This window comes from Bartonella sp. OC16QHHD (assembly GCF_042194035.1).
Classification (GTDB): domain Bacteria; phylum Pseudomonadota; class Alphaproteobacteria; order Rhizobiales; family Rhizobiaceae; genus Bartonella.
On the sequence record NZ_JBHIMJ010000089.1, the window covers coordinates 1 to 13,330 of the forward strand.

The following is a 13,330-nucleotide window of genomic DNA, read 5'->3' on the forward strand; positions in this document are numbered from 1 at the left end:
CACTCTCGATTTAAGCAATAATCGTTCTCATATTTACACGCCGCAAACGCTGTATTTAATTGCAGATCATATTGATGTCTCGGACAGTAAATTGACTTATGGCGGTTTAGACTTTCAAAGCACCAATGCTCTTGATATTCACAATGCGCGGCTACAAGCCGTAAGAGATGGCGGTGGGACTGGAGATATTCTCTTTATTGCTCCAAGCGTTATGGTTGATGAGACAACGTCTGTTTTAGCAGCACGAGATTTCGTGATCAAAACAGGGGAGATTCACAATAGTGGTCAATTGGCATCGGGGCAGGATTTAGTCTTTAGCGTGACGGGCAATGTGACCAACAACAAAACGGGCTTAATTTATGTGAAGGGCAATGGTGCTTTACAAGTTGATGGGGCTTTGTTGAATGATTTTGGCACCATAATGGCAGAGGGTGATTTGGGTTTCACCAATGCGGCTGGCAGCGGAAAAAGCCTTTCGCTTGTCAATAAAGCAGGCTTGATTCAAGCTGGTGGAAACTTAAATATCCAAACCAACACCCTGAAAAACGAAGCTGATAGCACGCCTGTCATCACGGAAAAAACGGAATATAGCGATATTTCTTTCCAAAGACCAAAGGGTTCTGATCAACTCAGTGATGGGATGTTATATCAAGATGGTCCCAACCTTTGGGGAAAAGGGCACGTTAAGGAAGAACAATCTTCGCCACATCCTGGAAATATAATTTATAAAGAAGTATTTGTATTTGATAAAGAGCTGTGGGCTAACAAAGGAGGAACGTACGGTAAAGCAACTTTGGAAGATGGAGCATTTTATAGGGCATTTACTTGGAAATATGATAAAACAAAAAGTAATATAAGACGGTATCAATGGAATAATCAGTCACATATGACAGAAGAAACTGTCACGCAGGGGTTTTCGCATAAGCCCACCATTCAGGGGATGATACAATCTCACGGCAATCTCATCATTAACGCCGATAACATTGACAACCATTATAGTTTTATAGAAGCAGGGGGAAATGCCTATATCCACGCCAATGTGCTCACCAATTTGGGTGCAACAACTTATAAAAACACCTATATGGGTTGTCAGGCTAATACAGACAGTTGTTATGGCTATAAAGCTGATGGAAGCCGCGATGTTTCTTTAGATATAGCCGATGGCAAATTTCGTCATATCCGCTCAGAAGCTTTGGAGAGTGTTCCTGGTCTTGTCCAAGCGGGTGGCACTTTAAATCTGGTGGTCGATCAACTCAATAACACGGCAGCGGAAGGTTCCATTACAGGGGATGCGCATTTTGAAGCAAAAACCGTTGAAGGCAATCCACTGGAGTCCTTAAGTGGTTTAACCGGGGCTGGCGCTCTCTTTACACCAAAAGTGGATCTCAATAATGCAGGGGAACTTTCTGAGGGGCTCCCTTTACCAAAGCCCCAATCGGGTGGGGTTGGGGGCACACTGCCCAATCAAAATTTTATTTATGAAACGCGGGCAGAATTCCTTGATGTTGGCAAGTTTTATGGCTCAGCCTATTATTTGAACAGAATTGGCTACAATCCTGACAGAGAGATTTTTTTCTTAGGCGATGCTTATTTCGAAAAGCAGCTGATTGAGAAACAAATGCGTGATCTGGTTGGTCAAGGGTTGGGCAAAGGTTCCTTTATTCCTGGAAGTGATGCCATTGAACAAGTCAAAACTTTGCTGGATGTTGGGGCAGACTATGCAAAAGCACACAATCTCCCTTTTGGTGAGGCTTTGAGTGAAGAACAATTAGCATCCCTAGAAGCCCCGATGGTGATTTATGTGCGCCAACAGGTCAAGGGCATGGATGTTTATGCACCGGTGCTTTATATCCATGAAAAAGACAGAGCCTCCTTTGTTTCTGCTGGGGCTTTATCATGGGCGATGATATCAATATCACCAGCCAAAATACAAGCAATTCCACAATAACCAATTCAGGGCGGATTGCGGCAAACCACCAATTGCATGTGCATGGCGGGGATATCTTTAGTCAAGGGGGGCATTTTGCGGCGGGTGGTGATGCTGTTATCCTTGCGGAGAAGAATATTCGTTTGGATGCAGGGCGCACAACGGTTGACGGCGTGGAGACCGTATTAAACACCGAGGCGCTTTCTGCTGGTGGTAATGCAACGGTGATTGCCAAACAAGATATCACAGCCTCAGGGGTGGGGATCACTACCGGAGGTGATCTTGCCATGGCTACAGAAGAAGGTAACTTGACGATCGGTTCAGCAGAAACCCATTACCATGATGAACACGGTGATGCCACCATGCATCATAAATCAGAAGTCAACTCTGGAGGCTCGACGACACTTGCCTCTGGAAAAGATTTGAATATTCTAGGCTCTGATGTTCAAGCAACGGATAAACTCCTCTTGCAAGCTGAGAGGAATGTTTCGATTGATGCCACACGCAACAGCATGGACAATCAGAATGGGAGTGAAACATCTCATGTTGCCTTGCACAATGGCTCTCATTTAAGTTCTGGAAAAGATACCACTGTTCTCTCTGGAAAAGATATCCATATGGCGGCTTCCGATATAGATGCCAAGGGCAAGGTGGGGCTGAAAGCCAGTAACGATATCCTGATCAACAATGCAGAAGATAGCTTACATTATGAGATATCCGATCACAAAGAGGATGGAATATTTAGTGAGAGAGTCCATAATAATGTTGAGGCTACTCAAGTTGTGGGCTCAAGTATAACAGGGGGTGAAGGGATGGCCTTTGAATCTGGCAACGATACAAAAATCATTGGATCGATGCTTTTTGCTGGAAAAGAAGAGGAAACACCAGATCAAGCAAAAGCAGATATTTCTATTCACTCTGGTGGGAATATTCTCATAAAAGGCGCTCAAGAACACTACGATCAGCAATACCAATCGTCATCAAGTAGCTTTTTGCATGAGAAATCTTCCGATAAATCTGAATCGCACACCACAACAGTTTCCTCTGTTCTTGAGGCAACGGGCAACATTGATTTGCAAGCAGAAAAAGAGTCCACAATTACTGCTTCTCATCTGCTTTCAGGTCAAAACATCAATGTGACAGCAGAAAATGTGACGATTGATGGCATGCAAGATCACCATAGCAGCCACTCAGAAGAACATGCATCTGGTTTTGGCGCGGGCTCAGGTGAGGACTTTGTGTCGATATATGGGAGTGAGGAAAAGGTGCAAAATGAAGAGAGTTTTGAACATCAAGGCTCTTCTCTCAATGCGTATGGCACTATCAACATCATTGCCAAGAAAAAAGATGTGAGCATAGTGGGCTCTGATTTTGCAGGTGAGAATATTAACCTTTCGGCAGCTCGTGATGTCAATGTGCTTGTGGGTCATAATAGCCATAAGTCAAATTCTGAAGAAAAGCGTTCAGGTTTTGGCATTCAGTTTGGAAAGAGCAGCAGTAGTGTTTCTTTGGGTGTTGGGGTTGCAAGCGTCAAAGATACGGGCGATCAATGGGAAACCACTTCCGCACAATCACACATCACGGCACGCCGAGATGTGCAGATTACTGCTGACAATGATGTAAATATGCAAGCAGCTATTGTTTCGGCAAATCGTGATGTGAACATTGATGCCGGTAATAATATCACGCTTTCGGAAAGCCAAGATATCTCTAAGACACAAAAAAACCATGAAAATTTCTTTGCTGGTGTTACAGGTTCTGTCAATGTTGGCATTCTTAGTACCATACAAGATATAAAGGATGCAGGAAAACGTTTTGGTCATGGGGATACAAAACACAAAATCGGCAATGGCATCATTCTTGGTCTAAAAGGCAAAGATCTCTATAACAAAGGCAAAGATCTCTATAATGGGATAAAGAGCGGATCAACAAAAGATTCCCTTCTCAAGATGGTGGATATTTCTACCAGTGTTACCGTAGGCTTTAAGACTGAAAAGGAAGAGAAGTCTTCTCAGACATCTACTGCTGTAACCAATAGCATAGAAGCTGGGCGTTCTGTCAATATGAAAGCCCACAAAGGCAGCATCCATGGTGTTGGAGCTGATATTATCGCTGGCACCAATCCTGTTTATGCAAATGATCCGCAGAGCGGGAATATCAACTTGGAAGCAGGACAGCATATTACCTTTGAAAGTGCGCAAAACAAGAAAAGCACACAAAACCATAACCAAAGCGCTTCAATGAATATTGGAGCCAGTTATGGTACTGGTGGCGCAGGGGTAACAGGCAGTGCTGCTTTTAGTCAAGGGGAAGGTTCCAGTGAACAGGTTCAACAAAAGAACAGCCATATTGTTGGCACAGGTACTGTTCATACCACGAGTGGGGCAAACACCACATTGGCAGGCGCCGTGGTTTCTGGAGAGCGTGTAAAAATGGAAGTAGGAGGTGATTTTACCGTTGTCAGCCGCAGTGATACGGGACAAAGTTCCAGCAAAAAAAACTCTGTTTCTGTCGGGGTTAAAGGCAATGGAAAGCCTGATGGTGCATCAATAAACGTCTCTTTCCAAAATGATCAATCCTCCAGCGATTATCACAGTGTTGTGGAACAATCAGGCATTAAAGCCCGTGATGACGGCTTTGAGATCACCGTTAAAGATAAAACAACGCTGACTGGAGGTATTATTGAAAGCACAGCCTTGGCAGAAAAAAACAGCCTGACCACAGGAAGCATCAGCACCAGTGATATTACCAACAGTGCGAGTGCCAAAGCCAGCAGTGATGGGATTAGCATTGCAGCGGGTGGTGCAATGGGCGAATACGACATCGCTAAAAACATTGCCAAAAATGTTTTAGATCATGCAGAACAACAGGATTCAAGGGAAGGATATACCAAATCCGCTATCAGCAATGGCACTATCGTCATTACTGATGAAGCAGGGCAGAAGGCATTAACAGGGCAAGGCGTTGATCAAACCATAGCTTCCCTTAACCGTAATACCGCTGAAGCTCATAAGGGTGTATCACAAATAGATGTCACTAAGCTGGAACAAACAGCTGGTGAAGACCGTAAAATGGCAACAGAATTGCTGGAAGAAGGATTTAAATACAGTGATAAAGCCTATAAAAAATATAGTGAAGAAGCCTCTAAAAAGCGCAATGATGTAGCCCCTAAAAAGCGCAATGCTGAAGCCTCTAAAAAGCGTAATGCTGAAGCCCCTAAAAAGCACAATGATGTAGCCCCTAAAAAGCGCAATGATGTAGCCCCTAAAAAGCGCAATGCTGAAGCCCCTAAAAAGCGTAATGCTGAAGCCCCTAAAAAGCGCAATGCTGTAGCCCCTAAAAAGCGCAATGCTGAAGCCCCTAAAAAGCGTAATGCTGAAGCCCCTAAAAAGCGCAATGCTGTAGCCCCTAAAAAGCGCAATGCTGAAGCCCCTAAAAAGCGTAATGCTGAAGCCCCTAAAAAGCGTAATGCTGAAGCCCCTAAAAAGCGTAATGCTGAAGCCCCTAAAAAGCGCAATGCTGAAGCCCCTAAAAAGCGTAATGCTGAAGCTCCTAAAAAGCGTAATGCTGAAGCCTCTAAAAAGCGCAATGATGAAGCCTCTAAAAAGCGCAATGATGAAGCCTCTAAAAAGCGCAATGATGAAGCCTCTAAAAAGCGCAATGATGAAGCCTCTAAAAAGCGCAATGATGAAGCCTCTAAAAAGCGCAATGATGAAGCCTCTAAAAAGCGCAATGATGAAGCCTCTAAAAAGCGCAATGATGAAGCCTCTAAAAAGCGCAATGATGAAGCCTCTAAAAAGCGCAATGATGAAGCCTCTAAAAAGCGTAATGCTGAAGCCCCTAAAAAGCGCAATGCTGAAGCCCCTAAAAAGCGTAATGCTGAAGCTCCTAAAAAGCGTAATGCTGAAGCCCCTAAAAAGCACAATGATGTAGCCTCTAAAAAGCGTAATGCTGAAGCCTCTAAAAAGCGCATGATGGAGTAGAAGGGGAAACCAAATCTGCTATCAGCGATGGGACTATCATCCTTACTGATACAACTGGACAGAGGGCGATGGGGCAAGATGCTGGACAAATCATTGGCTCTCTCAACCGCAACACCGCAGCAGCCCACCAAGCTGTAGGACAGCTAGATGTCGCACCGCTTGAGGGAGCAGTGCATAATCGCCTAGATATGATCAATGATTTATCGGATGAAGGATTGGGATACTGGGACAAAGTGCGCGAAGTCGCAAATGTTAAAGAACATCCAGTAGGTGAGATTTTGCATGATGAAAATGGCAATGTCCTCTATTTAACCGATGAAAATGGAAAACCTATAAAAGACAGCGATGGAGAATATATTACGCTGTATCACTTTTTAAATGCTGAAGATGAGCAGCATTTACAAGCTGGCTCTGATGGCAACAGGCGTATGTTCTATAATGGTATTTTTAACACACCAGATGAAGCAGCCGGTAATGCTGTCCACTTAGCTGATAATGAACATGAACCCCTTTATTTTACATACCACCCACAAGCTAAAGACAGGCTCGTAGAGATCGGAGTAGCGATTTATGAATATTTTGGGAGATGGAGTAATTCGACCAAGAAGTTACAAGATTTTATCTATCGTTATGGCAATACAGGGGCGATTGTTAGTGCGCATAGCCGTGGTAGTTTGACAGTGGGCAATGGAATGCGTGACTTTGAACAGCGTGGCATTCACGGTATAGCAGAAAAAACAGATATCTATCTTTTTGGACCAGCTGATAACTCTCAATCAATAGCGAATGCACTCTATTATGTGAGTGATGGTAAAAAAGATCATATTTACTTACAAAACCATATATTCGATCCCATAGGTACAGGATTTGGTCACAATCCACCTACTGCTTATAAGGTACCCTTGAGGTTCCCTTATGCAATATTTCCACCAGCAACTCCAATGATAGAGCAAGGGGGAGCGTTCATCGGGCATAACCCTAGTACCCATAAGTGTTATGGTAATGCGGGGAAAAAATGTCAAGATAATTATGGAATACATCATAATGCAAAAATTTATGCACCTTATGCAATTTTAGATAATTTAGGTTTAGGTTATTTATGGAGAAAAAAATGAATACACTGTTTAAATTATTAAGTGGAATAGTTCTGTTAAGTGTCTCTGGATGTGACATATCAAATATTGACAAACCTCCTCCAGGGGAAGTACATGGGTGGTTGAAGGCGGGAGCAGATTTTACTGAGATAGGAAAAGCCTTATTAGAATGTGGAATGCCGAGTCTTATCGATCCTGATTCAGAAAATAGAAACCTCAGTTTAAATCAAATGGCATCCATTGATGCTTGTATGGTCCAAGCAGGATTTCGTGATAGATACGGTGGTCCGTATTGGTGCTATAATTATAAAGACCTTCCCATTTGTCAGCTTGGTGCTGTCATCCCGCAACGAAATGTCGAAAAGCGCTTAAACAGCCCGTTTTGTAAAAGGTATAAAAATGCGGATGAATGCCAACCTTAAGTTTTGTTTGTGATGACCGACAATCCCCACACTCACGTTTTTACATGCCTGTGCGGGATTGTTTCCTCAAGCAANTATTGAAGAAACAGTAAAAATACATTACATTAGAACTACTTTGTAACACATTAAGTGGTCGTAAAATGGCTGAGACAACATTTACCTTTCGCGTCGATGATGTATTAAAAAATGAATTTTCCAAAGCAGCAAAGGCGTGTGATAGATCTGGTGCACAATTATTGCGCGATTATATGCGCGATATCGTAAAAGAACAAAAAGAAAAAAGTGCATACGATTTATGGTTTCGGGAACAAGTTCAATTAGGGATAAACTCTGCTAATGCAGGTGATATAATATCTTCTGAAGAAATCGAAGCAGAAGCAAAGGAATGGCGCCTAAAAACACAAAGTAAACTCGATAGATCAACTTTATGAAGCTAATTTGGACACAAGTAGCACACGTTGACCGCAAAAAGATCCGTGAATACATATCACAAGATAATCCTTCTGCTGCAAACATTTTGATTGTTGGTATCTACAATATTGTTTTTATTCTCTCTCATTTATTTATACCTTTCAGTATCAAAAAATCATTGAAATCTAGACCGTAGGGGGCTTGCATCATAAAGACCTCAAAGCCTTGTCTATAGGCACGCGCAGCGAGGTTAGAACCTGCTTTACGCCCCGCATCATCGCCATCCATTGCAATGGTGAGACGGGCTTTTGTAGGAGGTAAATTCACATGCCTCATGCTATGGGTTGAAAGGGACGCCCATAAATCAACGGGCTCTGGTAACAACCCAGACAAAAGAGCCAGACCGGTTTCAATGCCCTCACAAATGACTAGATGTTTTGGATTACCTTGGCTTAAATGCACAGCGCCACCCGTGACAGAACCCAACATGGCTTTGGCTGGTTTTTGATCTGTTTTGCAGCCATTGGCTTGTAAAAAGGTTCTATGAATGGCAAAGGAACCATCCCCCTTAACAAGAGCAATCAACGCGGGCAGTGTACCCCCAGAGGGGTGTGGAAATTTGTCGTAAAAGCGTAAATCAGTAGGCAAATCACATGTAATACCCCGCATACGTAAATAGGTTTCTGCTAAAGTATTTTTAATTGGTTGGCTTTGTTGCCAAATTGCTTTTGCTCTCTCTGCTTTCCTTTTTGCTTGTTTGAGATCAGCACAAAACTGTTTGGAGAAAGAGAGCGTATGATCATAAGCTTGTTTTCCAAGCAATCCAATTCTAATAAGCGCTTGTATGATCTCTCTAAAAGAGCAGCCAGCATAACAATNTCTTATTGTAAAAAACATTCAGAACAACTTGAATGCAAACCTTAAGTCTTGCTTCAGCAGAGAAAGCCTTGAATTTACACCAAATAAAGCTCCAGGTTGATGAGTTTGAGAAAGCCTTGTCCGTCCTTACGTGATAAGGTTTTTTTTATGCCGCGTCGTTATAACGTTGCTGTTTTGCTTGCTCGATGACATTCAAAAGATCTGATTGTAACCAACGCGATAAAAAACCAAATTTTAANCTTTCACGGTCTGTTAAAAGAATATCATTTTCTGTCATATTAAAATCCTTTCACTATAAAAACAAAAACAAATCATAATCATTTATTAACCACATTTTTGTTCATTTAGAAAGATGTTTTATTTATAGAAAACAATATTTTATTATATAAATTCTCATGTGATAAATTATGAGTCTAATTGAGAGCGAATGAGAGAGAAGAGAGATAAAGTTATTCACAGATAATGGGGTTATGCACCCCATATTTTAGGTTTGACCTGTGACATAAGCCGCCCATTTATCCATATAAACGCGGCGCTGTTCTAAATAGTCAGTACGACGATAGGCACGTTCTACTTTACCGCCGACCGTATGAGCTAAAATAGTTTCAGCGACCTCATAGGGGGCATCGGTTGTTTCAGCAAGCCAATCGCGTAAACTAGAGCGAAATCCATGCGGGCAGGCATCAAGTTTATTATCTCTCATATATTGAGCCATACGATTTTCAGCAATGGGAGCACGACCAGAAAAAGACAGAATGAAATCACTTTTAGAGATACAGCGGGCTTGTTCAATTACTTTCATTGCTTCTGATGATAAAGGCACGCGAAACTCTGTTGTTGTATCACGCTTTCCTTTCATATTTTCAGCAGGAATTGTCCATATATCGCCATCAATTTGATCTTCACGAATATGACGCAAGGAATTAGTACGAACCCCTGTGAGGATAAGCAGACGCAAAGCCAGTCGTGTTATGTTTTGTGTTTTACAGAGTGACTGATAAAAAGCCGGCACTTCTTTCCAATCCATAGCTGGTCTATTTTGCGTTTTATGACGTTGTTTCCCTAAGAGCGCGCGTGCTTTTTCTGCTGCTTGTAAATCAACATCCAAACCTAAAGCAGCCGCATGTTTAAGACAAAGTTTGAGACGTATCAATGCTTTCTCTGCTGTTGCAGCTTTTGTATGCCAAATGGGAGCAAGAACATTGCGTATCTCGGTTTGTGTAATCTCTGAAACGGGCAAGCATCCTAATTTAGGGAGAATATAAAGACGTAAAGGCGAAAACCAACGCCCATCTTTACCATCTCCTTTTAATTCAGCTTTACGACTTTCAAAAGCATCTAAAGCAATATCTTTTAAATAATGGAGATTGCTTATTGCCTCACGCTTTTGTTTCTCACGTTCTTTAATGGGATCACGTCCCTCATGCAAAACAGAACGCCATTGGTTTGCTAATTCACGGGCTTTTTTTAAAGAGACATCTCGCAACGCTCCCAAGCCCATTTCACGGCGGCGCCCGTGAAGGGTATACCGTAAAATCCATTGAGCACCTCCATCTTTACGCTTATGAAGAAGCAAGCCGGCACCATCATTATATTTGCCAACTCCCAATGTTGCGACAGATCTTGCATTAAGACGGTTCATAAGAGCCATTTTTTAATCCTTTCTTATACAAATTTGAGTCCACACACTCATCCCACTTGTTATATGCAAATGAGTGATTTTAATTGATGCAACATAAACAGCTTTGAAATGAGAGAATCTTACGTTATTCGGGACTCTCATTCAATATGAATAACGATAGATTATCATTATAAATCAATGCCTTGTAGAGATAGAACTGGATAGTGCTGGTGTGACCTATGAAGAGCAGTTATTAAAGCAGAGTGCGCTTGATTATAGTTTTTGTGCACTGCCGAACATTGTACATTATTTGACCTTAAAGCTGAAATTAACCGCAAAGACAATTATTGGTATTTTGACAAAGAGTGGTCGTGAGCATGAGTTTGTGAAAACTCCACAAGCTTTTTTAGAGTGCATAGAAGAAATACTCAATAAAACCTATGTTAATCTTACAATTGATGGCATTAAATATTTAAAGCTGGTCGGGCAAGAATATAGTGTGCAAGAGCTTTTTACCAGTGAAGAGCTTGTGGCAAATTTAGAGCGTACAGCTGTTGTGAGTGAGAAGAGTGTGTATGATCATGTGGTTTATGAAAGCAGTGTGGAGAAAGAGTTTGCGCAAAATCTCGATAATGACTCTGATGTAAGATTGTTTTTTAAACTGCCAAGAAATTTAAAAATAGCCACTCCCATTGGTTCTTATACGCCTGATTGGGCGGTTTTTTAGAGTGAGATGGCGCGCAAAAGCTTTATTTTGTACTGGAAACAAAAGGAACGAATAGCGAGTTTGATTTGCGCCTTAAAGAATTACTGAAGATTAAATGCGGTAAAGCGCATTTTGCTGCACTGCAAACGAGCGTTGCGTTTAACGACCAGCCGGTGATAAATTGGGGTGAATATAAGCGTACTTTGCCCGAAGGGGCGCATGAGTTTCCAAGTGCTGCGGTGGTTGTTGCAGAATGATTGGTGCATGAAATACTTAACGTGGGTGAGGGGGAGAGCAAAGCTTTTTATATCAAGATAATAAATTGACAAAAGGTAGCTATAATGTACAATTCATGTTAAATTTAATTGTTTTCATTTAATACGGGGGGTAAAGTTATGAAAACTAAAAATATGTATAATCCACTGAAAAAAATTAAAATTAAGCGTGTTGATGTTGCTACGCTCAAAGCCCGAGTAAGTGAGCAGAAAATGGCTGCTCGATGTGCCCTTCTGAATTGAGATTTTAAAATATATAAAGCTGGCGGCAGAAAAAACGCCAGCTTTATAGCTTTTGGATATATTAATGACGATAGATTATGAAGTTAAAAAGTTGCTCTATGGCTGTGCGGCAATGAGTGGGGGTTCGGCTGATTACAGATTCTTTCCATGCTTTTTTTCTTGTCTATGGGCGTTAGTATAACACAGTTAGCTTTATTACAAATTGTGTTTAGCGCAGCTATTTGTATTTTTGAAGTGCCTTGTGGGATTTTAGGAGATAAAATTGGCGTTAAAAAAAATGTTATCTTATCATGTTTCTTTTTTTCGCTCTTTTTCTTTTTATGTATCTACGCGCCTAATCTTTTTGTCTTAATTCCGGCAGAAATTATTTATGCTTTAGGCTTTGCTTTATGTTCTGGCGCTGATAGCACATGGATTAAAGGCTTAATCGACGGCGGTGGTTACAAGGGTAATTTGATCTACCACCAAGTAAACGCCTATAAACGGGAACTAGCGGCATTCATGAATATGGTTGCTGGTGCGCTAGGTGTTCTTATTGTTTTGTGTATGGATAATTATCAGTCAGCATATTATTTTTGTTCTTTCGGGTTTCTCGTGCTTGTATTCTTGTTTAGTCGGGTGACGGGGATAGCTATTGCATCCGTTTCGGATAGTCAGCCAATAGACTCAGGTTCTTTGTTGCATGCAACAGAAGCTTTTGCTTATTTAGTTACCTCAAAGATCGGGTTATATTATATATTGATATGTGGTTTTATTGTTGCTGCATTGCAGCCAGTATTTCATTTTTGGCAACCTTTTATTTTGGGACAAACAGGAGTATTAGACAATGCAACAGGAAAGACTAAAATTCTTATTCTTGGCCTGTGCTTTGTGTCTTATACTCTCGTAAAATACTTATTTAATCGCTTTGTAATTAAATATTTTATGCAAAAATACGCTCCTATGGCGATAACTTTGTATTCACTAGTCCTGAGTGCTGTTGTTATGCTTGCTCTGCTTCTCGTTGCAAACAGTTGGGCCCCCATTATTTTATTCACCGTATTTCACAGTTTTTTTCTGTCCCCGTAACGCAGTTTGAAGCAGAATTTTTTAAACATATTCAACAAAAGAATGCAAATACGGTTTTATCCATTGTTAGTTTTCTTGCACGTATTTTTGGTATTTTAGCGCTTGTGCTGATTGGTTGGTTGGCAAACAATGTTTGTATAGAAGCAGCTTTTTGTTTCGCCTTGGTTTGTATATGTTTAATTATCCCGCTTAATTTGGCTTGGCTTTATACTGATAAAAAGTTAATAAAGACGAGGAGGTTTGAGAGTGAAGATACAGTTGAATAGGGACTTGCCTATGACTTACATAAAGACACAGGAAAAAATAGTGTGTGGGTCATCTTATATGGATTTAGTCGAAATTAATAGCTGTTTTAATCGGTGTATAGGCACAATGGATTGTAAAAATGCTAATGCCTGTGTTTTTTGACAACTTGGTCGGCTTTGTTTTTTTACGTATGTAAGCAGCGAATAAGCAAAGGTTAGCACAGGTGTATTACTTGCAGTACCAAAAAGTTTGATTAAAAATACTAAAAATGGATATACAAGACGAACAAACGGCTCGCTGAGGATCTTTTATCAATGACTGTAGTTGCTTGGGGGCATAATATTGTACAAAAAAACGCATGGCATAAAGTCCAAAAAACCAATAAAGGCGCATTGCGCTTCTTTTTTAAGAACTGGGCATCTCCTCTTACCGTAATGCGTTCTCATTATGCATCC

Annotated in this window: 9 protein-coding genes and 2 pseudogenes; 8 read left to right on the forward strand and 3 right to left on the reverse strand. The window is 41.1% G+C overall.

All coding sequences use genetic code 11. The features are described 5' to 3' along the window. From ACFIK1_RS08845 to ACFIK1_RS08860, 4 genes and pseudogenes are all read left to right on the forward strand, one after another. Window positions 1-5,910: pseudogene (locus ACFIK1_RS08845) on the forward strand (hemagglutinin repeat-containing protein); the annotation flags it as partial. 68 nt (window positions 5,911-5,978) lie between these two features. After that, the gene (locus tag ACFIK1_RS08850) at window positions 5,979-7,025 is read left to right on the forward strand and encodes a hypothetical protein (protein ID WP_375662611.1); all 1,047 of its coding nucleotides are present in this window, start codon (window positions 5,979-5,981) and stop codon (window positions 7,023-7,025) included. Beyond that, window positions 7,022-7,426 (forward strand): hypothetical protein, encoded by a 405-nt coding sequence (locus tag ACFIK1_RS08855; RefSeq protein ID WP_015856193.1) that lies wholly within the window; start codon window positions 7,022-7,024, stop codon window positions 7,424-7,426. Before ACFIK1_RS08850 ends, ACFIK1_RS08855 begins: the two co-directional genes overlap by 4 nt. 140 nt (window positions 7,427-7,566) lie before the next feature. Then, window positions 7,567-7,857 (forward strand): CopG family ribbon-helix-helix protein, encoded by a 291-nt coding sequence (locus ACFIK1_RS08860; RefSeq protein ID WP_375612607.1) that lies wholly within the window; start codon window positions 7,567-7,569, stop codon window positions 7,855-7,857. Window positions 7,858-7,981: 124 nt separating this feature from the next. Here ACFIK1_RS08860 and ACFIK1_RS08865 read toward each other — a convergent pair whose 3' ends face one another. From ACFIK1_RS08865 to ACFIK1_RS08875, 3 genes and pseudogenes are all read right to left on the reverse strand, one after another. Next, window positions 7,982-8,734, reverse strand: a complete 753-nt coding sequence (locus ACFIK1_RS08865) for a toprim domain-containing protein (protein ID WP_375662612.1) — start codon at window positions 8,732-8,734, stop codon at window positions 7,982-7,984. Between the two features lie 127 nt (window positions 8,735-8,861). Next, window positions 8,862-8,954: pseudogene (locus tag ACFIK1_RS08870) on the reverse strand (DNA-binding protein); the annotation flags it as partial. Between the two features lie 246 nt (window positions 8,955-9,200). Further along, window positions 9,201-10,367: a tyrosine-type recombinase/integrase gene (locus ACFIK1_RS08875; protein WP_375662613.1), complete on the reverse strand. Its 1,167-nt coding sequence runs from the start codon at window positions 10,365-10,367 to the stop codon at window positions 9,201-9,203. Between the two features lie 202 nt (window positions 10,368-10,569). Here ACFIK1_RS08875 and ACFIK1_RS08880 point away from each other — a divergent pair, with 202 nt between their 5' ends. The 4 genes from ACFIK1_RS08880 (at window position 10,570) to ACFIK1_RS08895 (ending at window position 12,629) form a co-directional block, all read left to right on the forward strand. Continuing rightward, window positions 10,570-11,064 (forward strand): hypothetical protein, encoded by a 495-nt coding sequence (locus ACFIK1_RS08880; protein ID WP_375662614.1) that lies wholly within the window; start codon window positions 10,570-10,572, stop codon window positions 11,062-11,064. Window positions 11,065-11,129: 65 nt separating this feature from the next. Further along, window positions 11,130-11,300: a hypothetical protein gene (locus tag ACFIK1_RS08885; RefSeq protein WP_375662615.1), complete on the forward strand. Its 171-nt coding sequence runs from the start codon at window positions 11,130-11,132 to the stop codon at window positions 11,298-11,300. A gap of 138 nt (window positions 11,301-11,438) precedes the next feature. Continuing rightward, a complete protein-coding gene (locus ACFIK1_RS08890) occupies window positions 11,439-11,561 on the forward strand; it encodes a hypothetical protein (protein WP_375633524.1) in 123 nt (40 codons plus the stop codon). A 159-nt stretch (window positions 11,562-11,720) separates the two neighbouring features. Then, window positions 11,721-12,629, forward strand: a complete 909-nt coding sequence (locus ACFIK1_RS08895) for an MFS transporter (RefSeq protein ID WP_375662616.1) — start codon at window positions 11,721-11,723, stop codon at window positions 12,627-12,629. Window positions 12,630-13,330: the final 701 nt, after the last annotated feature.

Bases quoted from the DNA above. Each gene is read 5' to 3' on its own strand.
- ACFIK1_RS08890 (WP_375633524.1), top strand. From the start codon at position 11,439: ATGAAAACTAAAAATATGTATAATCCACTGAAAAAAATTAAAATTAAG.
- ACFIK1_RS08855 (WP_015856193.1), top strand. From the start codon at position 7,022: ATGAATACACTGTTTAAATTATTAAGTGGAATAGTTCTGTTAAGTGTC.
- ACFIK1_RS08850 (WP_375662611.1), top strand. From the start codon at position 5,979: ATGGGGCAAGATGCTGGACAAATCATTGGCTCTCTCAACCGCAACACC.
- ACFIK1_RS08860 (WP_375612607.1), top strand. From the start codon at position 7,567: ATGGCTGAGACAACATTTACCTTTCGCGTCGATGATGTATTAAAAAAT.
- ACFIK1_RS08875 (WP_375662613.1), bottom strand. From the start codon at position 10,367: ATGGCTCTTATGAACCGTCTTAATGCAAGATCTGTCGCAACATTGGGA.